The organism is Mesorhizobium sp. C264A, from assembly GCF_040324515.1.
GTDB lineage: Bacteria > Pseudomonadota > Alphaproteobacteria > Rhizobiales > Rhizobiaceae > Mesorhizobium.
In genome coordinates this window covers 2270154-2294423 of record NZ_JAMYVY010000002.1, presented here as the reverse complement: position 1 = coordinate 2294423, position 24270 = coordinate 2270154, and the positions used below count along the sequence as shown (strand labels likewise).

The 24270-nt window shown below is 63.0% G+C and carries 28 protein-coding genes and 1 pseudogene; 17 read left to right on the top strand and 12 right to left on the bottom strand.

Annotation, left to right across the window (positions count from 1 at the left end; genetic code table 11):
- Positions 1-52 precede the first annotated feature (52 nt).
- The 4 genes from NKL04_RS30260 (at position 53) to NKL04_RS30245 (ending at position 3748) form a co-directional block, all read left to right on the top strand.
- Positions 53-508 carry a DUF2214 family protein gene (locus NKL04_RS30260; protein WP_023700090.1) on the top strand — a complete coding sequence of 152 codons (456 nt, stop codon included), beginning with the start codon at positions 53-55 and terminating at the stop codon, positions 506-508.
- Between the two features lie 176 nt (positions 509-684).
- A complete protein-coding gene (locus tag NKL04_RS30255; protein ID WP_023700091.1) occupies positions 685-1662 on the top strand; it encodes a tripartite tricarboxylate transporter substrate-binding protein in 978 nt (325 codons plus the stop codon).
- A gap of 94 nt (positions 1663-1756) precedes the next feature.
- Positions 1757-2230 (top strand): tripartite tricarboxylate transporter TctB family protein, encoded by a 474-nt coding sequence (locus NKL04_RS30250; RefSeq protein WP_023686558.1) that lies wholly within the window; start codon positions 1757-1759, stop codon positions 2228-2230.
- 9 nt (positions 2231-2239) lie between these two features.
- Positions 2240-3748, top strand: a complete 1509-nt coding sequence (locus tag NKL04_RS30245) for a tripartite tricarboxylate transporter permease (protein WP_023683079.1) — start codon at positions 2240-2242, stop codon at positions 3746-3748.
- Here NKL04_RS30245 and nth read toward each other — a convergent pair.
- A complete protein-coding gene (nth, locus tag NKL04_RS30240) occupies positions 3708-4541 on the bottom strand; it encodes an endonuclease III (RefSeq protein ID WP_023700092.1) in 834 nt (277 codons plus the stop codon). The genes NKL04_RS30245 and nth overlap by 41 nt on opposite strands.
- 22 nt (positions 4542-4563) lie before the next feature.
- On the opposite strand from nth, the gene NKL04_RS30235 reads away from it, so the two are divergent.
- Positions 4564-5058 carry a DUF2244 domain-containing protein gene (locus NKL04_RS30235; RefSeq protein WP_023700093.1) on the top strand — a complete coding sequence of 165 codons (495 nt, stop codon included), beginning with the start codon at positions 4564-4566 and terminating at the stop codon, positions 5056-5058.
- 10 nt (positions 5059-5068) lie between these two features.
- Here NKL04_RS30235 and NKL04_RS30230 read toward each other — a convergent pair whose 3' ends face one another.
- A complete protein-coding gene (locus tag NKL04_RS30230; protein WP_352724801.1) occupies positions 5069-6055 on the bottom strand; it encodes a class I SAM-dependent methyltransferase in 987 nt (328 codons plus the stop codon).
- On the opposite strand from NKL04_RS30230, the pseudogene NKL04_RS30225 reads away from it, so the two are divergent.
- The 5 genes and pseudogenes from NKL04_RS30225 to NKL04_RS30205 all read left to right on the top strand — a co-directional run bounded on the left by NKL04_RS30225 (position 5999) and on the right by NKL04_RS30205 (position 10545).
- Positions 5999-6903, top strand: a pseudogene (locus NKL04_RS30225) (methylated-DNA--[protein]-cysteine S-methyltransferase). The gene NKL04_RS30230 and the pseudogene NKL04_RS30225 overlap by 57 nt on opposite strands.
- A 142-nt stretch (positions 6904-7045) precedes the next feature.
- Positions 7046-7954 (top strand): ribokinase, encoded by a 909-nt coding sequence (locus NKL04_RS30220; RefSeq protein WP_023740841.1) that lies wholly within the window; start codon positions 7046-7048, stop codon positions 7952-7954.
- The gene (locus tag NKL04_RS30215) at positions 7951-9411 is read left to right on the top strand and encodes an amidase (protein ID WP_031209132.1); all 1461 of its coding nucleotides are present in this window, start codon (positions 7951-7953) and stop codon (positions 9409-9411) included. Before NKL04_RS30220 ends, NKL04_RS30215 begins: the two co-directional genes overlap by 4 nt.
- Before the next feature lie 98 nt (positions 9412-9509).
- Positions 9510-10124, top strand: coding sequence for a LysE family translocator (locus NKL04_RS30210; RefSeq protein ID WP_023669737.1), 615 nt, complete (start codon positions 9510-9512; stop codon positions 10122-10124).
- A gap of 148 nt (positions 10125-10272) precedes the next feature.
- Positions 10273-10545: a hypothetical protein gene (locus NKL04_RS30205; RefSeq protein ID WP_245261353.1), complete on the top strand. Its 273-nt coding sequence runs from the start codon at positions 10273-10275 to the stop codon at positions 10543-10545.
- A gap of 209 nt (positions 10546-10754) precedes the next feature.
- Here NKL04_RS30205 and NKL04_RS30200 read toward each other — a convergent pair whose 3' ends face one another.
- The gene (locus NKL04_RS30200) at positions 10755-11696 is read right to left on the bottom strand and encodes a nucleoside hydrolase (RefSeq protein WP_023698210.1); all 942 of its coding nucleotides are present in this window, start codon (positions 11694-11696) and stop codon (positions 10755-10757) included.
- 144 nt (positions 11697-11840) lie between these two features.
- Between NKL04_RS30200 and NKL04_RS30195 the strand changes: the two genes are divergently transcribed.
- Both NKL04_RS30195 and NKL04_RS30190 read left to right on the top strand, forming a co-directional pair.
- On the top strand, positions 11841-12266 hold the full coding sequence (locus NKL04_RS30195) for an Hsp20 family protein (RefSeq protein WP_023669741.1): 426 nt from the start codon (positions 11841-11843) through the stop codon (positions 12264-12266).
- 64 nt (positions 12267-12330) lie between these two features.
- Positions 12331-12588 carry a BQ00720 family protein gene (locus NKL04_RS30190; RefSeq protein ID WP_023683072.1) on the top strand — a complete coding sequence of 86 codons (258 nt, stop codon included), beginning with the start codon at positions 12331-12333 and terminating at the stop codon, positions 12586-12588.
- Positions 12589-12659: 71 nt separating this feature from the next.
- On the opposite strand, the gene ptsN is transcribed toward NKL04_RS30190, so the two are convergent.
- From ptsN to lptC, 6 genes are all read right to left on the bottom strand, one after another.
- Positions 12660-13124: a PTS IIA-like nitrogen regulatory protein PtsN gene (ptsN, locus tag NKL04_RS30185; protein ID WP_023669743.1), complete on the bottom strand. Its 465-nt coding sequence runs from the start codon at positions 13122-13124 to the stop codon at positions 12660-12662.
- A 108-nt stretch (positions 13125-13232) separates the two neighbouring features.
- Complete coding sequence (hpf, locus tag NKL04_RS30180; protein WP_031209135.1) at positions 13233-13814, bottom strand: ribosome hibernation-promoting factor, HPF/YfiA family; 582 nt, start codon at positions 13812-13814, stop codon at positions 13233-13235.
- A 397-nt stretch (positions 13815-14211) separates the two neighbouring features.
- Complete coding sequence (rpoN, locus tag NKL04_RS30175; protein WP_031209137.1) at positions 14212-15738, bottom strand: RNA polymerase factor sigma-54; 1527 nt, start codon at positions 15736-15738, stop codon at positions 14212-14214.
- Between the two features lie 213 nt (positions 15739-15951).
- Positions 15952-16770, bottom strand: coding sequence for an LPS export ABC transporter ATP-binding protein (lptB, locus tag NKL04_RS30170; RefSeq protein ID WP_023700100.1), 819 nt, complete (start codon positions 16768-16770; stop codon positions 15952-15954).
- Positions 16767-17351, bottom strand: a complete 585-nt coding sequence (locus NKL04_RS30165; RefSeq protein ID WP_023683069.1) for an LptA/OstA family protein — start codon at positions 17349-17351, stop codon at positions 16767-16769. The genes lptB and NKL04_RS30165 overlap by 4 nt, the downstream gene beginning before the upstream one ends.
- Positions 17338-18051, bottom strand: coding sequence for an LPS export ABC transporter periplasmic protein LptC (lptC, locus tag NKL04_RS30160; protein WP_023669748.1), 714 nt, complete (start codon positions 18049-18051; stop codon positions 17338-17340). The genes NKL04_RS30165 and lptC overlap by 14 nt, the downstream gene beginning before the upstream one ends.
- A 295-nt stretch (positions 18052-18346) precedes the next feature.
- Between lptC and sppA the strand changes: the two genes are divergently transcribed.
- From sppA to lhpI, 4 genes are all read left to right on the top strand, one after another.
- Positions 18347-19303, top strand: a complete 957-nt coding sequence (sppA, locus tag NKL04_RS30155; RefSeq protein WP_023700101.1) for a signal peptide peptidase SppA — start codon at positions 18347-18349, stop codon at positions 19301-19303.
- 80 nt (positions 19304-19383) lie between these two features.
- Positions 19384-19668, top strand: coding sequence for an integration host factor subunit beta (locus NKL04_RS30150; protein WP_023700102.1), 285 nt, complete (start codon positions 19384-19386; stop codon positions 19666-19668).
- A 53-nt stretch (positions 19669-19721) separates the two neighbouring features.
- The gene (locus NKL04_RS30145) at positions 19722-20066 is read left to right on the top strand and encodes a lipopolysaccharide assembly protein LapA domain-containing protein (RefSeq protein ID WP_023698203.1); all 345 of its coding nucleotides are present in this window, start codon (positions 19722-19724) and stop codon (positions 20064-20066) included.
- 31 nt (positions 20067-20097) lie between these two features.
- Positions 20098-21063, top strand: coding sequence for a bifunctional Delta(1)-pyrroline-2-carboxylate/Delta(1)-piperideine-2-carboxylate reductase (lhpI, locus tag NKL04_RS30140; protein WP_352724794.1), 966 nt, complete (start codon positions 20098-20100; stop codon positions 21061-21063).
- A gap of 188 nt (positions 21064-21251) precedes the next feature.
- On the opposite strand, the gene NKL04_RS30135 is transcribed toward lhpI, so the two are convergent.
- Positions 21252-22406: an MFS transporter gene (locus tag NKL04_RS30135; protein WP_023700104.1), complete on the bottom strand. Its 1155-nt coding sequence runs from the start codon at positions 22404-22406 to the stop codon at positions 21252-21254.
- A gap of 123 nt (positions 22407-22529) precedes the next feature.
- Between NKL04_RS30135 and NKL04_RS30130 the strand changes: the two genes are divergently transcribed.
- Positions 22530-23294: a helix-turn-helix domain-containing protein gene (locus NKL04_RS30130; RefSeq protein WP_023700105.1), complete on the top strand. Its 765-nt coding sequence runs from the start codon at positions 22530-22532 to the stop codon at positions 23292-23294.
- 90 nt (positions 23295-23384) lie between these two features.
- Here the strand turns inward: NKL04_RS30130 and NKL04_RS30125 are convergent, their stop codons facing one another.
- Both NKL04_RS30125 and NKL04_RS30120 read right to left on the bottom strand, forming a co-directional pair.
- Positions 23385-23816 carry an EVE domain-containing protein gene (locus tag NKL04_RS30125; RefSeq protein WP_023700106.1) on the bottom strand — a complete coding sequence of 144 codons (432 nt, stop codon included), beginning with the start codon at positions 23814-23816 and terminating at the stop codon, positions 23385-23387.
- Positions 23813-24223, bottom strand: a complete 411-nt coding sequence (locus NKL04_RS30120) for a VOC family protein (protein WP_023683064.1) — start codon at positions 24221-24223, stop codon at positions 23813-23815. The genes NKL04_RS30125 and NKL04_RS30120 overlap by 4 nt, the downstream gene beginning before the upstream one ends.
- Positions 24224-24270 lie beyond the last annotated feature (47 nt).

The window sequence follows — 24270 nt, the reverse complement described above, 5'->3', positions numbered from 1 at the left end:
CAACCGGTCCGGCAAGGGCCGGTCTCGATACCGCCAATGGGAGGAGAACGCCATGGACACCACCGATCTCGTGCTTGCCATTTTCCATCATCTGCTGGTGTTCTCGCTGGCCGGCATCATTGGCGCCGAATTTGTCCTGATCCGCGGCGACCTCTCCGCCGCCACGCTGAAGCGGCTTGCCGGCATCGACCGCCACTACGGCATCCTCGCGATGTCGATCATCATCGTCGGCATCGGCCGCGTCGTCTACGGCCTGAAGGGCTGGGAGTTCTATGTCTACAACTGGGTGTTCTGGGCCAAGATGGCGGCGTTCGGCATCGTTGGCCTGCTGTCGATCATCCCGACCATCCGCTTCATCTCCTGGAACCGGCAAGCCAGCGCCAGTCCCGGCTTCCAGGTGCCGGCGGCGGAACTCGCCTCGGTGAAGACCTATGTGCGCGCCGAGGCCTTCATCTTCCTGCTGATCCCGGTCTTCGCGGCGGCGATGGCGCGCGGCTACGGTTATTGAAGCAACGCCAACACGAAACCCCATCTTCGCCGGGCATACTCCCCTGATTGCCATGGTTGCGCACGACTGTATTTTGCAGTTTGCGTCAGGCGACAATCTGTTAGCTTGCCTTTGTTGCACCCTGCTGCCTGACCTGCACAGCGATCGGAGATTGATATCCTGGGAGGAGAATTACGATGAGGAAAATTGTAGCCGCCCTGGCCGCCGCCGCGGCCGTCACGCTTTATTCGTTCACCGCCAGCGCACAGACGTATCCCGAGCGCACCATCACCGTCGTCGTGCCGTTTGCGGCCGGCGGTCCGACCGACACGGTTACGCGGCTCGTCGCCGAAGCCATGTCGAAGGATCTCGGCCAGCAGATCATCGTCGAAAATGTCGGCGGCGCCGGCGGCACGCTGGGCGCCGGCCGCGTCGCCAACGCCGACCCGGATGGCTACACGCTGCTCCTCCATCACATCGGCATGGCGACCAGCGCGACCCTCTACAGAAAACTCGCCTACGACACGCTGAACGGCTTCGAGTATATCGGCCTCGTCACCGAGGCGCCGATGGCGATCGTCGCCCGCAAGGATCTGGAGCCGGCCGACCTGAAAGGGCTGGTCGAATACGCCAAGACCAACAAGGACACCATCACCGTCGCCAATGCCGGCATCGGCGCTGCCTCGCATCTGTGCGGCATGCTGTTCATGAGCGCCATCGGCACGCCGCTGGTCACCGTGCCCTACAAGGGCACCGGCCCGGCCATGACCGACCTTCTCGGCGGCCAGGTCGACATTATGTGCGACCAGACCACCAACACCACCAAGCAGATCCAGGGCGGCACGATCAAGGCCTATGCCGTCACCACGCCGGAGCGCCTCGACGTGCTGAAGGACGTGCCGACGACCATCGAAGCCGGCCTGCCCGCGGTGCAGGTCGGCATCTGGCACGGCCTCTATGCGCCGAAGGGCACGCCGGCCGAGATCACCGGCCGACTGTCGAAATCGCTCCAGGTCGCGCTGAAGGACCCCAACGTCATCGCCCGCTTTGCCGAACTCGGCACCAAGCCGTCGTCCGAGTCCGACGCGACGCCGGCAGCGCTGAAGGCCAAGCTGGAAGGCGAGATCACGCGCTGGAAGCCGATCATCGAAGCCGCCGGCCAATACGCCGACTGAGGCTTGAACGGGGCGCTGCCGGCGCCCGTTTTCGCTTTGACATCCGTTTCACATTTGCAACGGCAGCCCGTCGCAAGGTCAGGGGAGGACCGCCATGAAACCTTTCGCCATCGACAGGACAAACGGCCTGTGCGCCGCGCTGTTCATCTTTTTCGGCGCCTTTTTCGCGATACAATCGCTCGGCCTCGAAATCGGCACCGCCTTCCGCATGGGACCGGGCTATTTCCCGCTGGTGCTTGCGATCGTGCTGATCGTGCTCGGCGCCATCATCCTCGTCCAGGCGGTGCGCGTCGAGGGCGAGCCGATCGGCCCCATTGCCTGGCGCGGCATGCTCTTCATCCTGCCGGCGCCGATCTTTTTCGGCATGACCGTGCGCGGCCTCGGCTTCGTCCCGTCGATCTTCCTGACGGCGCTGATCGCCTCTTTTGCCAGCGCCCGCATGAAGCCGCTGACGGCACTTCTGCTGTCGGCCGGCCTGACGCTGTTTTCGGTGCTGGTCTTCAGCTACGCGCTCGGGCTGCCATTCCAGCGCTTCGGCCCCTGGTTGCCCCAATGGCTGGCATTGTGAGGCGCTGAGATGGACCTCCTCAGGAACCTCGAACTCGGCTTTTCGACGGCCACCACGCCGGCCAATCTGGGTTTTTGCCTCATCGGCGTTCTGCTCGGCACGCTGATCGGCGTCCTGCCCGGCATCGGCGCCACCGCAACCATCGCCATGCTGCTGCCGATCACCTTCCAGATCGGCGACCCGGTCTCGTCCCTCATCATGCTGGCCGGCATCTACTACGGCGCCCAGTATGGCGGTTCGACCACCGCCATTCTCATCAACATGCCCGGCGAATCCTCCTCGGCCGTGACCGCCATCGACGGCTACCAGATGGCCAGGAACGGTCGCGCCGGGGCGGCTCTGGCGATCGCCGCGATCGGCTCGTTCTTCGCCGGCACGGTGTCGACCTTCCTGGTCGCCGTCTTTGCCCCGCCGCTGACGGCAATAGCCCTGCAATTCGGCGCGGCCGAATATTTTTCGCTGATGATCGTCGGCCTCGTCTCGTCCATCGCTCTCGCCCATGGCTCGATCGTCAAGGCGCTGGCGATGGTCGTGCTCGGCCTGCTGCTCGGCATTGTCGGCACCGACATCTACACCGGCACGCCGCGCTTCACGCTCGGCATCCGCGAATATGCCGACGGGCTGAACTTCGTGGCGGTGGCGGTCGGCGTCTTCGGCGTCGCCGAGATCCTGCGCAATCTCGAAAACGAGCACGAGCGCTCGGTGATGATCAAAAAAGTCTCCGGCCTGATGCCGACCCGCGACGACTTCAAGGCGATGGCAGCACCCATCGTGCGCGGCACGATCATCGGTTCGGCGCTCGGCATCCTGCCCGGCGGCGGCGCGGTGCTTGCGGCCTTTGCCTCCTACACGGTCGAAAAGCGCGTGTCGAAACACCCGGAGGAGTTCGGCAAGGGCGCCATCGCCGGCGTCGCCGGACCGGAATCGGCCAACAATGCCGGCGCCCAGACCTCCTTCATTCCGATGCTGACGCTGGGCATTCCGGCCAATCCGGTCATGGCGCTGATGATCGGCGCCATGATCATCCAGGGCATCGTGCCCGGCCCCAATGTCGCGATCGAGCAGCCGGCGCTGTTCTGGGGCATCATCGCCTCGATGTGGATCGGCAATCTGATGCTGATCGTGCTGAACCTGCCGCTGATCGGGCTGTGGGTGAAGCTGCTGACGATCCCCTATTATGTGCTCTTCCCGATCATCATGGCGTTCTGCTCGATCGGCGTTTACAGCGTCAACACCAACGCCTTCGATCTCTACGCAGTCGCCTTCTTCGGCCTGCTCGGCTACATCCTGACCAAGCTGCGCTGCGAACCCGCACCCCTGCTGCTCGGCTTCGTGCTCGGCCCGCTGCTCGAGGAAAACCTGCGCCGCGCCATGATCCTGTCGCGCGGCGACCCCTCGACCTTCGTGACGCGGCCGATCAGCGCCGGCCTGCTGCTCGTCGCACTGGCCGTGCTCGTCGTCGTCTTCCTGCCGTCGGTCAAGAAGAAGCGCGAAGAGGTGTTCGTGGAGGAAAGCTAGTTGTCGGGACGCCGGGCGCCGCGATTTCCACGAGCGGCGCCGGCACGTCTGTCGTCTTCACCTCGGCCTTGCAGAGATCGGCGATGACGCAGGCCGGGCAATCGGGCTTGCGCGCCTTGCAGACATAGCGGCCATGCAGGATCAGCCAGTGATGCGCATGGCGCATATACTCGTCCGGGATGATCCGCAGCAGCCCTTGCTCGACCTGTTCGGGCGTCTTGCCTGGCGCCAGGCCGAGGCGGTTGCCGATGCGGAAAATATGGGTGTCGACCGCCATCGTGTGCTGGCCGAACGCCATGTTGAGCACGACATTGGCGGTCTTGCGCCCGACCCCCGGCAGCTTGACCAACTCATCGCGCTCGCTGGGCACCTCGCCGCCGTAATCGCGTATCAGCGCCTCCGAGAGCGCCACGACATTCTTGGCCTTGTTGCGCCAGAGTCCGATGGTGCGGATGTACTCGCCGACCCTGGCTCCGCCCAGCGCCAGCATCTTTTCAGGTGTGTCGGCGACCTTGAACAACGCCCGCGTCGCCTTGTTGACGCCGGCATCGGTCGCCTGCGCCGACAGCACCACGGCCACCAGCAGCGTGAAGGCGTTGACGTGCTCGAGCTCGCCCTTCGGCTCGGGCCGCTGCACCGAAAACCGCCGGAAGATCTCATGCACCTCGGCGGCGCTGTAGAGCGAACGGAGCCGCACCGGCCGCGGTCGCGGCTTGGCATTCGAGCCGTCGCACCGCCCGGGCGGCAGTTCACTTTTGGATAGGGAAAGATTTTTGGACTTGGGGCTGGCCATTCCCTTCCTATAATATCCTGGGATGAGCGACACAAACGCCTCGTTTCAGGCCGACGAGCCATTCTTCCAGGCGCTGCTGACACCGCACCGCTCGCTGGGCCGCACCGGCTTTGCCGTGCTGATGGGCGCGCTGCTGTTCGGCTGGGTGGTGACCGGGGCGTTTTTCCTGTCGCGCGGCGCCTGGCCGGTGTTCGGCTTCTTCGGCCTCGACGTCATCGCCGTCTACGTCGCCTTCCGCGCCAACTATCGCGCCGCCCGTGCCCGCGAGGAAGTGTCGGTGTCGCGCACCAGCCTCGACATCCGCAAGACGGCGCCCTCGGGAAAGTCGGAAGCGCATCGCTTCAACCCGTTCTGGGCGCGCTTTTCCGTCGCTCGCCATGCCGAGATCGGCATCACCAGGATGACGGTGGAAGCACAAGGACAGAATGTGCCGATCGGATCATTCCTGGACCCAGACTCCCGCGAGAGTTTTGCTGTGGCCTTTTCGCGGGCACTGACAAAAGCCAGGACGCGCTAGAGCCGCCGCATTAGAACCGGTAGCGTAAAATCCTGCCGACCTTGCGCAATGCGGGAATGTGTCTCCACAGTCCGATGAACAGTTTCGCGGACCAGCCCATGTGCGCGGTGCGTTCGGCGCTGTAGGCCGAGATGTCATCGACAAAGCGCAGCTTCGGAACGGCACGCTCCAGTACCTGCGGGTCGTCGATCGCCCAGTGAACCTCGGCGCCCGTCGCCCTGATGGTCGGATTGAGGCGCAGCATCTTCAGGCCGAAGTGGCTGTAGGCGTCGAACATCAGCTCGCCGCCGGCAAGATGCGCGACAAGGCGGGACAGCAGCCGTGGCCCCTCCTCTACCGGGAGATAAGGCGTCAACCCCTCCATCACCACGACGGCCGGACGATTGCGCGGCACTTCTGCCAGCCAGTCTGGGTCGGTTACCGAAGAGCCGACGAGGTGGTAGTGGTCCCGGGACGGGTAAAGCTTGCGCCGGAGCGCGATGACATCCGGAAAATCGACATCGAACCACTCCACGCCTTCGGGTGGATCGACACGGAAAATGCGCGTATCGAGCCCGCAGCCGAGATGCAGCACGATGGCGCCGGGATTTCTGGCGATGAAGTCCTGAACGCGGACATCATACGTCTTGGCCCGGATCGCCAGGCCGATGCCGAGATTGGTGTCGACCTTGAGGCGCGAGAAATCATAGTCGATCTTGCGCACGGCCTCGTCGGCGAAGCGATCCCCGAGCAGCGAATGCGGCAGCCGGCTTTCCAGTGCCTTGCCATAAAGCGTCATCAGCAAGGTTTCCCTTGCTCCGCTCAGATTCACCCTTTCGCCGGCCATTGGCATCTCCCGGGGCGCAATCCAGTATTTATCTGGTAACAGGCGGCAACAAGGCAAGTTTCGGGTGGTTGCAAGGGCGGAAAGACCGATATTCGCGGTCAAGGAGATATTGCCATGAACGCCCAGATGACCATGAATACGCAGATGAAACCGACAGCGATCCTGCAGCACGACATCACCCCGAGGGCAGCGACTACGAGGTCGTGCGCCGCGCCATCGAGAAGATCAGCCTCGACTATCGCGACCAGCCCTCGCTGGAAGCCCTGGCAGCCGATGTCGGCGAGACACCCACGGGCCTGCAAAAGCTGTTCACCCGCTGGGCCGGCCTGTCGCCAAAAGCCTTCCTGCAGGCGGTCACCCTCGACCATGCCCGCAAACTGCTCGATTCCGGCATGCCGCTCCTCGAAACATCGTTCGAACTCGGCATGTCCGGCCCCGGCCGGCTGCACGATTTGTTCGTCACCCACGAGGCGATGTCGCCGGGCGACTACAAGACGCGCGGCGCTGGCCTGACCATCCGCTACGGCTACCACATCTCGCCCTTCGGCATCGCCCTGATCATGGTCACCGACCGTGGCCTTGCGGGGCTCGCCTTCAACGATCCGGGCGGCGAGCGGGCGGCGTTCGCCGACATGTCGGGCCGCTGGCCGAACGCCACCTATGTCGAGGACATGAGCGCCACCCAGCCCTATGCGGCGCGCATCTTCGATCCGACATTGTGGCGCGCCGACCAGCCGCTGCGCGTGGTGATGATCGGCTCCGACTTCCAGCTGCGCGTCTGGGACGCGCTGCTCAGGATCCCGATGGGCAAGGCCTGCACTTATTCCTCGATCGCCTCCAGGATCGGCGCGCCAAACGCCAGCCGGGCGGTGGGGGCGGCGGTCGGCGCCAACCCATTGTCATTCGTCGTCCCTTGCCATCGGGCGCTGGGCAAGTCCGGCGCACTCACCGGCTACCACTGGGGCCTGACCCGCAAACGCGCCATCCTCGGTTGGGAAGCGGGCCAGACCGCGTCCTGAAGCTGCCCGCATCAAACAACACCGGCGAAATCCCTTCGCCGGTGTTGTTCTTTTTGCGAGCTCCCGGCGCAAAACATCCGCACGCTCTGGCAAGCCGCCGGCTTACAGGTTAGCTTCCCGCGCATTCCGCAGGAGGCTTTTCTTGATCATCGTTGTCGGCTCGATCAACCTCGACCTTATCGCCAATGTCGACCGCCTGCCTTCGCCGGGCGAGACGGTCCGCGGCTCCGGCTTCGCCACCGCGCCCGGCGGCAAGGGCGCCAACCAGGCGCTGGCTGCGGCGCGCGCCGGCGCCAAGGTGCGCATGGTCGGCGCCGTCGGCAAGGACAATTTCGCAACCGAAGCCCTGGCTTTGCTCGTGGCCGGCAAGGTCGATCTCTCCGGCGTCGGCCAGAGCTTCGCCTCCACCGGCACGGCGCTGATCCTCGTCGGCGCCGATGGCGAGAATGTCATTGCCGTGGTGCCGGGCGCCAATGATTCGGTGCTGCCCGGCGATCTCGCCAAGGCTTTCCTTGCGAAGGGCGACGTCGTCCTGCTGCAGCACGAGATCCCGTTGCAGACTGTCGATGCAGCGCTCGACGCCGCACGCGCCGCCGCCGCGGTCACCGTGCTCAACACCGCGCCGTTCCGTAGCGAGGCGGCAGCGTTGCTCGGCAAGGCCGACTACGCCGTCGCCAACGAAACCGAATTCGACCTTTACGGCGAGGCGCTGTCGCTGAAAGGCCGCGACCGCCCGGCGCGCATGCGCGACTTCGCCCGCAAGACCGGCCGCACCATCGTCGTCACGCTCGGCGGCGACGGCGTGCTGGCGGCGACCCCGGAGGATTTCCTGACCGTGCCGGCGCTGAAGATCACGCCGGTCGACACCGTCGGGGCCGGCGATACTTTTTGCGGTTATCTCGCCGCCGGGCTGGCGTCCAACCTGCCGCTGGAGCAGGCTCTCACCCGCGCCGCAGCCGCCGGCTCGCTCGCCTGCCTGAAGCCCGGCGCCCAGCCGGCCATCCCGCTGGCCGCGGATGTGGACACCGCCCTGCGCAACAACGCCGGATGACAGCCCTGCGCCCCGCAACGAAGCACGCCGTGCCCCCCGCCGGCGACATCTGCCGGATGTCCGCTGTCGACCTGGCCGAGGCGATCCGGCTGCGCCGCCTGTCCGTGCGCGAGTTGGTCGCCGCATTCCTTGACCGCATCGACGCGGTAAACCCGCTGGTCAATGCCATCGTCTCGTTGCGCGAGCGCTCCGACATCCTGCGCGAGGCCGACGCGGCGGACGCGCATCTAGCGCAAGGCGGGCCGGCCGGCTCGCTGTTTGGCCTGCCGATGGCGATAAAAGACCTCGCCATGACGCGCGGCTTGAGGACCAGTTTCGGCTCGCCGATCTTCGCCGATTTCGTGCCGCAGGAGGATGATTTCTTCGTCGAGCGCATCCGCAAGGCCGGCGGCATCATCATCGGCAAGACCAACGTTCCCGAATTCGGGCTGGGATCCAACACCTACAATAATGTTTTCGGACCGACGCTGAACGCGTTCGATCCGGCGCTGACCGCCGGCGGCTCGAGCGGCGGCGCAGCGGTCGCCCTTGCGCTCGACATGGTCCCGGTCGCCGACGGCAGCGATTTCGGCGGCTCGCTCCGCAATCCGGCGGCGTGGAACAATGTCTTTGGCTTCCGCCCGTCGCAGGGCCTTGTCCCCGGTGGGCCGGACCTCGAAGTCTTTCATGCCCAGATGGGCATAGACGGGCCGATGGGCCGCAGCATCAGCGACATGGCGCTGCTGCTCGATGTGCAGGCGGGCTACCACCCGCACGCGCCGCTGTCTTGGGAGAAACCCGGCTCGTTCCTCGAAGGGCTGGCAACGCCGGCAAGCGGCGGCCGCGTCGGCTGGCTCGGTGATCTCGGCGGTCACCTGCCGGTAGAGCCTGGCATCCTCGATCTGTGCGAGGCCGCACTCGGCCGCTTCGCGGAGGCATCCTTCCTGACCGAGCCCTTGCTGCCGGATTTCGATTTCGAGGCACTGTGGCAAGCCTTCGTGGTGCTGCGGCAGGCGAGCAGCGGCTCGGCGCTGAAAGTCCATTACGACGACCCGCTCAAGCGCGCCCTGCTGAAGCCGGAAGCCGTCTGGGAGGTGGAGAACGCCATGCGGCTGACGGCGCCGCAGATCCGCGCGGCCTCGGTCATCCGCACCTCCTGGCACCGGACGCTTCTGTCGCTGTTCGAGCACTTCGATCTCATCGCGCTGCCGACGGCGCAGGTCTTTCCTTTCGACGTCGGCACGCATTGGCCAAGTGAGGTCGCCGGACGGACGATGGACAGCTACCATCGCTGGATGCAGGTTTCGGCCTTCGCCACGCTCGGCGGCTGTCCGGCGCTCAACGTGCCGGTCGGCTTCGACGACAAAGGCCGCCCCTTGGGCATGCAGCTGATCGGCCGGCCGCGCGGCGACCTCGCCGTGCTCAGGGCCGGAGCGGCCTATGAGGCGACCTTGCCTTGGCAGGTGGGGGCGTCCTGACGCGAGGGGCGGCACGGTCTGCGACCGGCTTGCACCAGCCCCGCCGCCATGCATTGATTGCAGCCAGCCGCCTAAGCGCATCCTCGAGGAAATCCCCCATGTCGCTGGAACTCTACGCCGCCTATGTCCTTGCCTGCATCGTCATCATCCTGGTGCCCGGTCCGACTGTCACGCTGATCATCGCCAACAGCATCCGCCATGGCTACCGCGCCGGCCTTGCCAATGTCGCCGGCACGCAGGCTGGGCTCGCCGTGATGATCGCCATTGTCGGCATCGGCCTCAACACGCTGATATCGGGCATGGGCCACTGGTTCGAATGGGTACGCCTGATCGGCGCCGCCTATCTGATCTGGATGGGGGTGCAGATGTTCCGTTCCAAGGGCGCGCTGAATGCCGACGGCACCGCGAGAAAGCCGCGCGGCGGCTTCTTCCTGCAGGGCCTGCTCGTGGCGCTGAGCAACCCCAAGACCCTGGTGTTCTTCGGCGCCTTCTTCCCGCAATTCATCGCCCCGCAGGGCAATTACACCCTGCAGATCGTCGTCATGGGCCTCACCGCCATGATCTTCGCCGCCGTCTCGGATTCCACCTATGCTCTCGCCGCCAGCCGCGCCGGCCGCCTGCTCTCGGCAAGCCGCATTAAGCTGATGTCCAGGATCAGCGGCAGCTTTCTGGTCGGCGGCGGCCTGTGGCTAGCTTTTTCGAAGGCGAAGTAACAACCGTGGACGGTCGTTTCCAACGGCAGAATGAGCCCGTACGTGAAGGCTGATTGAAAGTCAGTCTCCACGCCACCACATGACTTTGTGCTGGGGATTCTTTCAAATGTCATGGACTTATAGGGATTTGAAAAGGAACGCGCCCGGCGTGGTCCTGATCGTCGCCATGTTCGCGATGATGGTTCCTTCGGCGCTCTACAAATGGACGAATGACGCGAGCCCTATCCGGTCAGTCGAGCCAATCCACGCAACGGTCAAAAGCGCCCAATCGGACCACGACCACACCCTTTATCTGGTTTCGCTCGAAAGCGGTTCGTCCATTCTTGTCGATGACGACCGGCCGCATCTGATCGGCGCGACGGCAAACATGGAGCGCGTCACGCGCGAGAATGGAATGGTCTTCTATCGATTTGCAAAGTGAACGGCGGCGGCGCCTTCCTTCTCCCCCTGTGGGAGAAGGTGGATCGGCGCGATAGCGCCGAGACGGATGAGGGGTGTTCCAGCGGAGTGAGACGTGGGCGTTCCCTGGAACACCCCACATCCGTCGCCTTCGGCGACGCCGCCCGGGGGCGAGCCACTTGTCTCGCCCCGTCCCTTCGGAACCCACAATGGGAGAAAGGAAAGACAGAGCTAAAGCCGCGCCAACCTCTCAACCAGCAGCGCGAAAAACGCGTCATGGTCGATGTCGCGCATCACCATGGCGTTCTTCGGCCGCTTGGTCACGCCCCACCAGTCGATCACGGTCATGCCCATGGTGAGTTCGGAGGTGGTTTCCACGGTGACGTTGCAGTTGCGGCCCTTGAACAGCTCCGGCTTCAACAGATAGGCGATGACGCAGGGGTCGTGCAGCGGGCCGCCATCGGTGCCGTATTTCTCCTCGTCGAAGCGCTCGAAGAACTCCAGCATCTCGGCCGTCGCGGTGCCGACCCTGGTGCCGAGCTGGCGGATGGCCTGCGTGCGCTTGGCCGTGGTCAGCGCCTTGTGGGTAACGTCGAGCGGCATCATGACGATCGGAATGCCGGATTTGAAGACCAGGTCGGCGGCTTGCGGATCGACATAGATGTTGAATTCTGCGGTCGGCGTGACATTGCCGCCTTCGAAGAAACCGCCGCCCATCAGTACGATTTCCTTGATGCGCGGCGCGATCTTCGGCTCACGGATCAGCGCCAGCGCGACATTGGTGAGCGGGCCGAGCGCGCACAGCGTGATCGTGCCGGCCTCTTCCTTCATCAGCGTCTCGACGATGAAGTCGACCGCATACTGGCCCTGCAGCTTCATCTTCGGATCGGGCAGTTGCGGGCCGTTGAGGCCGGTCTTGCCATGCACTTCCTCGGCGGTGACCAGCTCGCGCGCCAACGGGCGGATGGCGCCTGCATAGACCTTGATATCGGGCCGTCCCGCCAGTTCGCAGATTTTCCTGGCGTTCTTTTCGGTCAATTTCAGCGGCACGTTGCCGGCAACAGCAGAGATGCCGACGATCTCCAACTCGGCGCTGCCGAGCGCCAGCAATATGGCGACGGCATCGTCCTGGCCGGGATCCGTGTCGATGATGATCTTGCGGGTCTGGGGCATTTCATTTCCTTATGCGGGGGAGTCTTTTTGGCGAGGGTGTTCGGCGGCTTGAACTTGGCCGCGGCGCGGACCATATCAAGACCATCGGGAAAAATGCCATCCGGGTTTTTCCAGTTTATGTCGCTCCAAAGAGGACAGTGTAACATGAGCCGAATGACGCCCTTCTCCAGCCCGCTTCTCCTTGGTTTCGATGCCATGGAAAAGACCCTGGAACGACTGGCGAAATCCGGTGACAGTTATCCTCCCTACAACATCGAGCGCCTCAGCGGTGCTGACGGCAAGGCCGAAAGGCTGCGCATTACGCTGGCTGTCGCGGGTTTCGCCGAAAGCGATCTCGATGTCACCACGGAGGAAAACCAGTTGGTCGTGCGCGGCCGTCAAACCGACGACACCGAGCGCGAATTCCTCCACCGCGGCATCGCCGCGCGCCAGTTCCAGCGCTGTTTCGTGCTGGCCGACGGCATGCGGGTGATCGCAGCGGAACTGAAGAACGGCCTTTTGTCGATCGATCTCGATCGGCCGGATACCGAACGGCTGGTACGGAAAATAAATATATCGGTGAAAGACTGATCTTTACCGATGGCTCTCATGCGGGATGGCCTTGAGCGGCGTCCTCGCGCCAAGGAGGCTTGAAATGACCAGAACTGACGAAACCATCACCATGACCAGCGGCGAATTCGCCCATCTCGGCGAAGGCTCGGTCGCTTATCTCCGCAAGGTATCGAGCGACGAGCTGCTCGGGCGCTTCCCCAACCTCGGCGAAATAGCGCCTGGTATGGTCCTGTGGGCCCTGTTTGCCGCCAACGGCCAGCCGATCCTGCTTTCGGATGCGAAAGACCGGGCTTTGGCCGGCGCCATGGAAAACGACCTGACCACTGTCGCCATTCACTAAGGCGACTGCTGGCGGTTGAAATGGAGAGGGCCGCCTTCGGCGGCCCCTGGAAGACTTAAATCCGAAGAACTTCAGGCGGCGTGCGAGGCCTGCGTGTCCGAAAGCAGTGCGTGGATGGCGACCGCGTCGCGCGTGCCTCTGATCTTGGCCACCGTGTCGGCGTCGCGCAAAACCCTGGCGATGCGCGACAGTGCCTTGAGGTGATCGGCGCCGGCGCCTTCCGGGGCCAGCAGCAAGAACACCAGATCTACCGGCTGGTCATCCAGGGCCTCGAAATCGACCGGCGTCTCCAGCCGGGCAAAGACACCGGCGATGCGCTTCACCCCGGCGAGCTTCCCGTGCGGAATGGCGATGCCGTTGCCGACGCCGGTGGAGCCCAGCCGTTCGCGCTGCAGGATGGTGTCGAACACTTCGCGCTCCGGAATGCCGGAAATCGCCGCCGCTCTCTCGGACAGCAACTGCAGAAGCTGCTTTTTGGAGTTCGCCTTCAACGCCGGCAAGATCGCCGGAACGTTGAGAAGATCGCTCAGATCCATGTTTGAAATCCCTTATTCGCCTGCCGTCGCCAGTCCTCGCCCCTCGCGCGGCTGGCTATTATCCCTGTGCGACCATTGTCGTCACCTGTGCGACCGTTGTCGTTGTCGTCACGCCTGTGCGACTTTGGTCGTCGACGGGTCGATCCAGCCGATATTTCCGTCCGGCCGCCGATAGACGATGTTGAGGTGGTCGTTTCCGGCGTTGCGGAAGACGAAAACCGGGCTGTCCTTGGTGTCGAGTTCGATAACCGCCGACGCCACCGACATGGTCTGCAGCGTCATGGTTGATTCGGCGACGATGGCCGGGGCGTAGTCCTCCGGAATGTCCTCGTCGTCGGTCAGCGGCGCCATCACCGTATAGGCGATGTCGGTGATTTCGCCATTTCCATTGCCTGAATTGTGCGATTTCAGACGGCGTTTGTAGCGCCGCAGCCTGGTTTCGAGGCGGTCCGCGGCCGCCTCGAAGGCAAGTGTCGGATCTTGGGAATCGCCGGTTGCCTGCAGCGAAGCGCCGGAATCCAGCCTGATCATGCAATCGGCCGAGTAACGCGACCCCGATTTGATGACCGTGACGTGCCCTGAAAAACCGCGATCGAAATATTTTCCAATCGCCTCGCCGACACGATCGGTAATGCGCGTACGCAACGCATCGCCGATATCCATGTGTTTACCCGATATGCGCAATTTCATCTGAAAACTGACCTTCCTTGCTCAGGCTTCAAACTGGCCAGAGTTTATACTCGTGATCCGTGCGCACAAGCTTTGCGGCGTCAACTCGCGCCGATTTTAGATCCGAACTTTCCGGTTGATCACAATCCGCCTTCTTGGCCGTCCCGTGGCCTTCATCGTGACGGACCATCCGCATGCGGGCCGCGAGCCCGTCTCATGCGGGCGGGCTTCTAGACACTTCATTGCAGCTTGTCAATTAATGCATGTCGCCCAGAAGTGCGCTGCGGTTCTGGGACAACGACATGCATCAAAACAAAGACTTAAAGCGCGTCGTATGAATCCGTTTCAGCGCGGTGCGCTTTAAGGTCGGAAAGTTGTGGAATCCAGCCATAGCAAAAGCCTTGCCGGGCAAGCAGACCTAGCGCCCCGCGCTCGCCAGAGCGCGCTTTTCACGCCGCCGCTGCACCGACGAGGGAATATTCATACCCTCCCGGTACTTGGCCACCGTGCGCCGGGCAATATCGACGCCGCTTTCCTTCAACATATCGACGATTGCGTCATCGGACAGCACATCGGCGGGCTTTTCCTCGTCGATCAGCTGCTTGATGCGGTCGCGCACCGCTTCCGAGGAATGCGCATCACCGCCGCCCGACGCCGCGATCGAAGCCGTGAAGAAATAACGCAGCTCGAACACGCCACGCGGCGTCAGCATGTATTTGTTGGCCGTCACCCGGCTGACGGTCGATTCATGCATGCCGATGGCATCGGCCACCGTGCGCAGGTTGAGCGGCCTGAGCTGGCGCACGCCATGGACGAGAAAAGCGTCCTGCTGGCGCACGATTTCCGACGCCACTTTCAGGATCGTCTTTGCCCGCTGGTCGAGGCTCCGCGTCAGCCAGTTGGCATTCTGCAGGCATTCGGCCAGGAAATCCTTCTCCGCCTGATTCTTCGCATGCGGCGAGACCTGGGCGAAATAGATGTGATCGACCAGCACGCGCGGCAGCGTCTCGGCATTGAGCTCGACCGTCCAGCTACCGTCATTGGCGGCACGGACTTCGACATCGGCGACGATGGCATCGCTGGCGCCGCCTGAAAACGCCATGCCCGGACGCGGATCGAGCGCGCGGATTTCGGCCAGCATGTCGAGAAGATCCTCCTCGTCAACCCCGCAAAGCCGCTTCAGCGTCTGGAAATCGCGCCGCGCCAGGAGTTCGAGGTTGCCGATCAGCGTTTTCATCGCCGGATCGAGACGATCGCGCATGGCAAGTTGCAGCGACAGGCATTCGGCAAGGTCGCGCGCAAAAAGGCCGACCGGCTCGAATGTGTGGCAGGCTGCCAGCACCTTGGCCACCACCGCCTGATCGGCGCCGAGCCGTTTGGCGATCTCGGCGGGATCGGCGCGCAGATAGCCGGCCTCGTCCAGGCCGTCGGCCAGTTCGGCTGCGATCAGCCTTGCGGCCGGATCGGCAAAGGCAAGCGCGATCTGCTCGCCGACATGCTGGCGCAGCGTGATCGCCGCGGCGGCCATGTCGCCGACGTCGAAGCCTTCGGAAGAACCGGACGAACTATTGCCGGTGGCCGACTTCCACTGCGCCGTCAGGTCCGGACCGAGCCGCTCGCTGGTGCCGGGATCGTCGGGGAACAGATTTTCCAGCGAGCTGTCGAGCTTGTCGGAGATCGCTTCGGCGCTCCACGCCGTCTCGTTTTCGAACCAGTCGCCATCGGCAGCAGGCTCAGGAGCGGCATCGCCCTTCTGCACCTGGTCGCTTGCGGCGTCATCCTGGGGCTCGGCGCGCTCCAGCAGCGGATTGCGCTCGATCTCGTCGTCGATGAAGTGGTCGAGCTCGACATGGGTGAGCTGCAACAGCCTGATCGACTGCATCAGCTGCGGCGTCATCACCAGCGACTGGGATTGTCGTAGCTGTAGTTTCGCCGCCAACGCCATGGTTCGGTTTCAAACGCCCTTCTGCACCCGGAAGCCTACACATCAGAAGCTGCCGGAAAATGAATTTTTCCGACCTTCCATAGAAACTGGCCCGGCTTTTGCTTGTCAAGGCGAACGATGGCAAAAGGCCCCTACCGAAGCATTATCTCACGCAAAATCGGAGAAAAAGCCCGGCGGGGCGGCAAAAATCACGTCAGGAAACAAATTTCACGCTCAGAGCGTGAAACCTTCGCCGAGGTAGAGCCGGCGCACATCGGGGTTCGCCACCACCTCGTCGGCACGGCCATGAGTCAGCACCTGGCCGGCATGGATGATGTAGGCGCGGTCGATGAGGCCGAGCGTTTCGCGCACATTGTGGTCGGTAATCAGCACGCCGATGCCGCGCGCCGTTAGATGACGAACCAGCTGCTGGATGTCGGCGACGGCAATCGGGTCGATGCCGGCGAACGGCTCGTCGAGCAGCATGTAGGCCGGGCGCGTCGCCAAAGCTCGGGCGATCTCAAGACGCCGCCGCTCGCCACCCGACAGCGACATGGACGGCGACTTCCGCAGATGGCTGATGTGAAATTCCTCGAGCAGTTCGTCGAGATTGCGCTCGCGCACCTTGCGGTCCTTCTCAACCACTTCGAGCACGGCGCGGATGTTCTGCTCGACATTCAGGCCGCGGAAGATCGAGGCTTCCTGCGGCAAATAGCCGATGCCGAGACGGGCGCGGCGGTACATCGGCATCGAGGTGACGTCGAAACCGTCGATCTCGATCGTGCCCTCATCGACCGGCACCAGGCCGGTGACCATGTAGAAACAGGTGGTCTTGCCGGCGCCGTTCGGCCCGAGCAGCCCGACAGCCTCGCCGGCGCGCACGCCGATGGTGACACCGCTGACCACCTTGCGGCCCTTGTAGCTCTTGGTCAGACCCTTGGCGATCAGGGTGCCCTTGAACTTCGCGGAATCGACGGTGACTGTGGCCGGTGCAGCAAGTTTACTGGCCGCCCGTCCCGGAAGGCGGGTCAGCAGCGAAGATACGCCAGTCATTCGGGCTTCGGGGCCTCGGATTTCGGTGGCGGCGTCATCGACATGATGACGCGCCCGCCGCAGCCATCGACCTGAGCAAGGCCGCTTTTCATCTGCACGGTGAGCTTGCAGCCCTTGAGGACGTTGGGTCCTTGGGACAAGACGACCTCCTTGCCCGACAGAACTAGCACCTGCGTCTTCATGTCGAACGTGGCGTTGTCGCCGGTGGCGATCTGGTCATTCGACTTGATGTAGACTTTGTTCTTGACCACCAGATGGTCGATATTGGCCGAACCGGTCATCGCCGAAGCGCCGGCGGCAGCACCTTTGGCGGCGTTGGGGTCCTTGACGTAGTAGACCTCCATGCTGCCGGCCTTGAGCAGCGTCGGCCCTTGCGTGACGGTGACGTTGCCGCTGAACAGCGCCATGCTGTCGGCCTGGCGGACCTCAAGTTTGTCGCTCTCGATCTGGATCGGCTGGTCGCCCGACAGTTTGAGCCCGGACTGGCTGCTGGCGCTGGACTGAGCCCAGGACGGCGCCATACCCAGCAACAGCAAGGCCGAAGCTGCGGCGACAAGCCGTGCCGAATTACTGGGACGCATTCGTTTCTCCGCTCTTTGCCTCTGCCGCCTTCATAGTGGCCGGATCGATGTGAACGCTTACCTTGTTCTCGAAAACGATGACCTTGCCATTGTCTTCGACCGACATTGAACCCGCGGTGATCCGCGAGCCGTTACGGCTGACATCGACCGCATCACCTGTCTTCATAGAGCCTTTGCCCATATCGAGGAAGACCGATTTGAAGATGGCAGCGACGCCGTCGGTGGTGGTGACGGTAACGTCGCTGGTCATGTCCATCGTGTTGGCGTTTCTGTTGTAGATCCCGCGCTTGGCGTCGACGGTCGCCACATTGTCGGCCGTCAGCGGCAATTTGGCATGGATGCCTTCGAGTTCGATGATGTCCTGCTTGCCGACATCCTGGATGGCGCGCAAGGCCGTCAGCGAATAGGGCAGCTTGTCCTTGGTGAAGCCGTTGAGCTTCGGATTGGCCATCACCAGCTTGCCATCCGCGAAAGCGGTGCCGTCTGCCTGTATCGAAATGTTGATCGGCGCCGCCAGATAGGAATAGACCGGAAACGCAACCGCGATCCCGGCGGCAAGCACCGGCACGGCAAACTTAAGCACGCGCACGCGGCGCGAGTGGCGCTGGGCGCGGTCGAAGGCGTCGCCGCGCGTGCCCGCTGGCGCCGTGGGCGCCAAGGCCGCATCGGCGTTGGTCGGTTCGTTCGATCGCGCAAGCATGACTGACTTCTAATAAACCCTTGTCCGCCAAAACACCTGCTATAGGTGGGTTGCCGGCCCCCGCAAGCAAGCACAAGCGGAGGAAAACCGCAAAAATGTGACGGCCGCTGTTTTACAGACGGAACTCAGGCGACACAATTTCGTCACTTCATAGCAGAAACGAACGCGCCGCGTCATTTTTTCGTGAAATGCCTCCGTCGCGAAGGTCGCTTCGTCGCAGGCTCTTGAGGAAGAGGTAGCCGGGCGCGGACGCTTGCTTTAAAAGCATCGCTTCCCACCGACTGTGAGGCAGACCATGGCACTGAGAGCCGACGACCTGATCGACCGCCGCCGCTTGCGGCGCAAGCTGACCTTCTGGCGCGGCGCCGCCATTGCCATCGTGGCCCTTGGGGTGATTGCGCTTGCAAGCTGGTTCTATGGGGGCGACCTCGGCGGTTCTTCCGTCGACCACATCGCCAAGGTCAGGATCGAAGGCACCATCGCCGAGGACGAGGAACTGATCAAGCGGCTGGAAACCATCCGCACATCCCCGCAGGTCAAGGGCGTCATCCTGGCGATCGATTCGCCCGGCGGCACCACGGTCGGCGGCGAATCGATCTACGAGGAGGTGCGCAAGCTTGCCGCCGACAAGCCGGTGGTGGCCGAGGTCGGCACGCTGGCCGCATCGGCCGGCTACATGATCGCCAGTGCCAGCGACCATATCGTTGCCCGCAAGACGTCGATCGTCGGCTCGATCGGTGTGCTCATCCAGTATCCCGATGTCAGCGGTCTGATGGACAAGGTCGGCATCAAGCTCGAGGAAGTGAAATCCTCGCCGCTGAAGGCATCGCCCTCGCCCTTCAAACCGACCAATGAAGACGAGCGAGCCATGGTCCGCAAGCTCATCCTCGACAGCTATGACTGGTTCGTCGGCATCGTCGCCGAGCGCCGCAAAATGACCCGCGATCAGGCACTGGCCCTTGCCGACGGCTCGATCTTCACCGGCCGCCAGGGCCTTGCCAACGGGCTGATCGACGCTGTCGGCGGCGAGAGCGTGGCGATCGACTGGCTGGCGACCAAGGGTGTCGACGCCAAGCTCAAGGTGGTGGAATGGAAGGACACCGAGCGGCGTGGTGGCTTCCTGTTCTCGAAAGCAATAGCGCGCAGCGTCGGCAGCGCGCTCGGCCTGTCGGAGGCCGGCAGCGACGTGCTTCACGAAATTGGCGCGGATCGCTTGTTTCTTGACGGTCTCGTTTCCGTCTGGCACCCTTGATCTGCCGGTTGGGGCGAGTAAAAAAGCAAATAAAATCATCCTGATAATTTGACCGCAGCGCTTTCACGGGGACCTTTCTGATGATCAAATCCGAGCTTGTGCAGATCATTGCCACGCGCAACCCGCATCTTTTCCTGCGCGACGTCGAAAACATCGTGGGAGCGATCTTCGACGAGATCACCGATGCCCTGGCGGAAGGCAATCGGGTCGAGTTGCGTGGCTTCGGCGCTTTTTCGGTGAAAAATCGCCCTGCCCGCACCGGCCGCAACCCGCGCACCGGCGAATCCGTCGACGTCGAGGAGAAGTGGGTGCCGTTCTTCAAGACCGGCAAGGAATTGCGTGAAAGGCTGAATGGCGGCAAGTAGGCGCGGACCAACGCGCCGGCGTTATCAAGGCCTGCCTTCTCCAGGGAATCTCTATGTTGAACCGCTTCATACTTATCGTGGTCTTCGTGCCGCTCGCCGTCATCCTGATTGCGCTGGCCGTCGCCAACCGCGAGCTGGTCGCCTTCACGCTCGACCCGTTCAACCCCGGCAATCCGAAACTGACGCTGACCTTGCCGCTGTTCATCTTCCTGTTCGTGGCGCTCGCCATCGGCATGGTCGTCGGCAGCCTGGCGACCTGGGTCAAGCAGGGCCGCTACCGCAAGCTGGCGCGCCAGCGCGGCGTCGAGGCCGAGAATTTGCGCCAGGCGGTCAGCCGGGTACCCGCCGCACCGCAAGGCTCGGGCCAGGGGCCGGCGCTGCCGAAGCCAACGGCCTGAAGCCGGCGCTTTTATCTTCGCGGAGTTTTGCATGCTGACCATTTCGGCCGACGCTGTCGACCAGGCGCTGACCTTTCCCGGGCTGGTCGAGACATTGCGCGCGGCCTTCCGCGAGGGTGCTGTGCAACCCGTCCGCCATCATCACGGGGTCGAGCGGCCCGACGGTGCCACATCCACGCTGCTTTTGATGCCGGCGTGGACCGACTTCCATGCGGCCGGCACGTCGGACGGGGGTCATATCGGCGTCAAGATCGTCACCGTATCGCCCGACAACAACGCCATCGGCAAACCGGCGGTAATGGGGCTCTACCTCCTGCTCAACGGCGCCACCGGCGAGCCCGAAGCGCTGATCGACGGCCAACGGCTGACACAGTGGCGCACCGCTTGCGCCTCGGCGGTGGCGGCCTCCTATCTCGCCCGCGAGGACGCATCGCGGCTTCTGGTGGTCGGCGCCGGCGCGCTGTCGCCGTTCCTCGCCAAGGCGCACTCCGCGGTGCGGCCGATCAAGACCATCCGCATCTGGAACCGCACGCCCGCCAATGCCGAAAAGGTCGCGGCTGATTTGCGCGCGGACGGTTTCAACGCCGAGGCCGCAAGCGATCTCGACGCCGAACTCGCCGAGGCCGACATCGTCTCATCGGCGACGATCACGACGACGCCGCTGGTCAAGGGTGCGCTGCTCAAGCCGGGCGCGCATGTCGATCTGGTCGGCGGCTTCACGCCGACCATGCGCGAGAGCGACGACGACGCGATCGCGCGCGCCCGCGTCTATGTCGACACCCGCGCCGGCGCCACCAAGGAAGCCGGCGACATCGTCCAGCCGCTCGCCTCCGGCGTGCTGAAGCCGGAAGCCATCGTCGCCGATCTGCATGAGCTGGCGCGCGGGGAAAAACAGGGCCGGCAGAGCGCCAGTGAGATCACGCTGTTCAAGTCGGTCGGCGCCGCGCTTGAGGACCTTGCCGCCGGCATTGCCGTCTACAACGCGCTCAAGCAGTAGCGTCTGCCTGCACCGGCGCCGGCGCCGTTCCTGAGGCCAAACTTCCTGACCGCTTCCGCGCTGCCCGCGCCTTGGTCCCATCCAAACATTAGGCCTAGGAGACCAAGCGACTGAGAAGCGTGGGGAAGCGGAACGGCGGCTTTCGGGCCAAATCGCCGCTTCGCGTACGTCAGTGGTGACCGACAAATCTACGGGCGTTTGAAAGAAACTAGAATTGTGAAAGCGAGGAGACCCAAGCCAACGCTTATTGGTACGGCTCTTGGCGAAATCCAGTCCATGAGTGACCCGGTTCCAGTCGATCCCATAACGCTGCCTATGGAGTAGGCCAAAGAAAAGCTGGCAGTTCCGGCTACTAACATCCCGCCCTCGAAGCGCTCGCCCAAGATTGTGAGGGCACAAGTGCTCAAGGCGAATGTTGCAACGCCAATTATAGCGAACACCACCAGGATAGCGGCCTCGGATTGCAAAAACGGGATTGCCAGGAACGCGACCGCTCCTACAAGGCCGCAGCAGATCGTCACACCGGCACGCGATGTCTTGTCCAGCAACCATCCGACCAGAGGCTGGGCAAACGCGGTGGGAAGTGACAGCACGGTAATGGCATATGCTGCGAAAGCTTCGGAGTGGCCGACGCGAACGAAGTAGACCGCCATGCCTGAAATCGCAGCAATATCGGCAAAGCCGAAGGCCAATTCTATCAGAACCAGAATGGGTGCGGCGCTGATAAATCGGAGCAGCGCGCCTGCCGGCGCGCGTTCAGGCGATGTGCGGGTACTGCCGGTAAAGGCTGCGCAAGCAAAGCCAATCAATGCAATGTAACCGGCCACCAAGGCAAAAGCAGAACCGTTAGACGTGCCGACAAGCGGAATGGCCAATGGTCCGATGGCAAAGCCAGCGCACATGCCCGCCCCGTAGAATCCGGAGATACGCCCACGTATCCGGTCGGGACTCGCAGTATTTAGCCACGCTCCGCTTAGAATCGAGATCAAGCTCGCGCAGAAGCCGATCAAGAAGCGCGCTATGAACCAGATAGGCAAATAGTCAATTGTCGCGAATGTCGCCAAGCTGATCGAGCAGATAAACAGGGCCGCTACGATCAGCCTGTTTCCGCGAAACCGAGCTGTGAGCTGATCAATCCACAGGACGGCGACGATAGCTCCGGTCGCGTAGGCAGCGGCATTTAGCCCTATCAGGCTTCCGGCCACGCCCCTTCTTTCCAGCACAAGAGAGATGAGCGGAAACGTCAGGCCTTGGGCAACCGCAAAAGCCGTAACGCTCAATATGACTATCACGATAGCAGCCCAATCCGGGGCATCGACTTCATGCGTTCTCGTGGCGACCATGGCTGCTGCTCTCCGTACGTTTTATCAGCGCGGTCGGCCAGCTTAGGAGATATTGTTGTGTCTTAATGTCGATGATACGTTTATGAATATCTAGGATTCGTCACACCGCTGGTTGTTTACAAGATGATGCATCCAGGAGCGCATCCTCGATATATCCGCGAAATCGAAAGCCAAGAGATTGGTCAGGATCTCGGCTGGCACACTCATGATTTCGGGCAGTTCTTTTCCGCCATTCGCGGATCGATATACGTTGGCACGCGCAACCGCGTTCTCTTGCTAAGCCCAGCCATGGCTGTGTGGATACCGCCAGATGTGGAACACTGGCTGCGATATGTTACGGGCAACGAAGTTCTTTATGTCGACGTCAACCGCGCGGAGTCAGGTAAGTTGGGCGCAGCGCCCCGTATCGTGCAGATGACGCCGCTTCTTCATGCTCTGATGCACGCCATTCCAGACAACAACGCCTCAAGTCTCCCAAAACCGCATGAGGCAGCTCTACACGAACTGCTTTTTCACGAAATTCTGGCGGCAAGGGATGTGCCGCTTTCAATCGCGATGCCCAAAGACAAGCGGATTTCCGATCTAGCGCATTCCGCCATGGACGATCCGGGTTCGATTGTCTCTGTTGATGAATGGCTCACCGGCGCTTCGGCCAGCCGCAAGACCATCGAACGCCTGTTCATAGCCGAAACCGGAATGCCGCCTTCGCGGTGGCTAAGACACGCCCGCATTCTCCAGGCCATCTCACAGCTCTCTGCTGGCAAGAAAATCAGCTCTGTTGCATTCGATCTCGGGTACGAATCCCCAAGCGCGTTTACCTACATGTTTCGTAGCGCTATCGGCTTGAGTCCACGCCGCTTCCTGCGGTCAGGAAACAACGTCGGCTAAAGTTCCCGGCGATCCGCCGCTTTGGGGCAACGGCAGAGCATCTCGAATGTCTCGGAAGCTGCCGCTACCTCTCATGGTAGGAATGGCCGGTCAGTCGGCCTTCATGGCAGCGCCCATCGCCTCGGCGATCAGCGCGAAATCATGCGCCGTAATTTCGAACAGCCCAAAGCGCAGTTGATAACCCCAGTTCGATTTGCCCGCGGTGAAGTCGAACTGCTCGAGCAGCGGCTTGATCGGCGCCTCCTCGGCCTTGGCCCATTCGACATCCCTGCGGAACGGCGTGAAGCCACCGCCCATGTCGCCCTGGTAAGGCTCGCCTTCTCGCACGGTGCCGATTGCCGTGAAGGCCTGCAGGCCGTCCTTCTCGCGCAGAATTGTGGTCGGCGAGTAGTAGATGATGCCGTCGCCGGGCTTGATGCGGCGCAAAGGTGCCGCCTTGCCGTGGTTGACCTGCATGAAGCCGGCCTCGCGGCCGCGCCGGACATGTTCGGCGGAAGCGACCGCGATCCAGTGCGCACTCATTTCTGTTCTCCATTGGCCTGTTCCCCATTGGCCTGTTCTCCGTCGTTCAGCCAGTAGACGCGCAGCCGGTGCTTGTCGGGATCGAGCGCAACGAAGGTGCGGCCGAAGTCCATGTCGGTCGGCGTCTGCAGAACGGTCAAGCCGCGTCCTGCCCAGTCCGTGTAGGCGGCGTCCACCGCATCAGGCCGGTCCAACGCGAAGACGAGCTCCGCACCGCCGCCCGCGGCCGCGGCCGACGGCTCCACCGTGTGGCGCGACCACAGGCCGAGCTTGAAGCCATTGTCGAGCACGAACAGCACGAAGGTCGGCGACGTCTCCACCGGCTGGCGTCCCAGCAGCGCACCGTAGAAGGCGCCGCTCCGCTCCGGGCTGTCGACATAAAGGATGACGAAATTGGGGGTGTTCATGTCTGCTCTCCAGGTTTCGATTGGAGGAGCATAGGTGACCCCACTGT

Coding starts and splice junctions, on each gene's coding strand:
- NKL04_RS30260 (WP_023700090.1), top strand. CDS start 53: ATGGACACCACCGATCTCGTGCTTGCCATTTTCCATCATCTGCTGGTG.
- NKL04_RS30255 (WP_023700091.1), top strand. CDS start 685: ATGAGGAAAATTGTAGCCGCCCTGGCCGCCGCCGCGGCCGTCACGCTT.
- NKL04_RS30250 (WP_023686558.1), top strand. CDS start 1,757: ATGAAACCTTTCGCCATCGACAGGACAAACGGCCTGTGCGCCGCGCTG.
- NKL04_RS30245 (WP_023683079.1), top strand. CDS start 2,240: ATGGACCTCCTCAGGAACCTCGAACTCGGCTTTTCGACGGCCACCACG.
- nth (WP_023700092.1), bottom strand. CDS start 4,541: ATGGCCAGCCCCAAGTCCAAAAATCTTTCCCTATCCAAAAGTGAACTG.
- NKL04_RS30235 (WP_023700093.1), top strand. CDS start 4,564: ATGAGCGACACAAACGCCTCGTTTCAGGCCGACGAGCCATTCTTCCAG.
- NKL04_RS30215 (WP_031209132.1), top strand. CDS start 7,951: ATGACAGCCCTGCGCCCCGCAACGAAGCACGCCGTGCCCCCCGCCGGC.
- NKL04_RS30210 (WP_023669737.1), top strand. CDS start 9,510: ATGTCGCTGGAACTCTACGCCGCCTATGTCCTTGCCTGCATCGTCATC.
- NKL04_RS30200 (WP_023698210.1), bottom strand. CDS start 11,696: ATGCCCCAGACCCGCAAGATCATCATCGACACGGATCCCGGCCAGGAC.
- NKL04_RS30195 (WP_023669741.1), top strand. CDS start 11,841: ATGAGCCGAATGACGCCCTTCTCCAGCCCGCTTCTCCTTGGTTTCGAT.
- NKL04_RS30190 (WP_023683072.1), top strand. CDS start 12,331: ATGACCAGAACTGACGAAACCATCACCATGACCAGCGGCGAATTCGCC.
- ptsN (WP_023669743.1), bottom strand. CDS start 13,124: ATGGATCTGAGCGATCTTCTCAACGTTCCGGCGATCTTGCCGGCGTTG.
- hpf (WP_031209135.1), bottom strand. CDS start 13,814: ATGAAATTGCGCATATCGGGTAAACACATGGATATCGGCGATGCGTTG.
- rpoN (WP_031209137.1), bottom strand. CDS start 15,738: ATGGCGTTGGCGGCGAAACTACAGCTACGACAATCCCAGTCGCTGGTG.
- lptB (WP_023700100.1), bottom strand. CDS start 16,770: ATGACTGGCGTATCTTCGCTGCTGACCCGCCTTCCGGGACGGGCGGCC.
- NKL04_RS30165 (WP_023683069.1), bottom strand. CDS start 17,351: ATGCGTCCCAGTAATTCGGCACGGCTTGTCGCCGCAGCTTCGGCCTTG.
- lptC (WP_023669748.1), bottom strand. CDS start 18,051: ATGCTTGCGCGATCGAACGAACCGACCAACGCCGATGCGGCCTTGGCG.
- sppA (WP_023700101.1), top strand. CDS start 18,347: ATGGCACTGAGAGCCGACGACCTGATCGACCGCCGCCGCTTGCGGCGC.
- NKL04_RS30150 (WP_023700102.1), top strand. CDS start 19,384: ATGATCAAATCCGAGCTTGTGCAGATCATTGCCACGCGCAACCCGCAT.
- NKL04_RS30145 (WP_023698203.1), top strand. CDS start 19,722: ATGTTGAACCGCTTCATACTTATCGTGGTCTTCGTGCCGCTCGCCGTC.
- lhpI (WP_352724794.1), top strand. CDS start 20,098: ATGCTGACCATTTCGGCCGACGCTGTCGACCAGGCGCTGACCTTTCCC.
- NKL04_RS30135 (WP_023700104.1), bottom strand. CDS start 22,406: ATGGTCGCCACGAGAACGCATGAAGTCGATGCCCCGGATTGGGCTGCT.
- NKL04_RS30130 (WP_023700105.1), top strand. CDS start 22,530: ATGATGCATCCAGGAGCGCATCCTCGATATATCCGCGAAATCGAAAGC.
- NKL04_RS30125 (WP_023700106.1), bottom strand. CDS start 23,816: ATGAGTGCGCACTGGATCGCGGTCGCTTCCGCCGAACATGTCCGGCGC.
- NKL04_RS30120 (WP_023683064.1), bottom strand. CDS start 24,223: ATGAACACCCCCAATTTCGTCATCCTTTATGTCGACAGCCCGGAGCGG.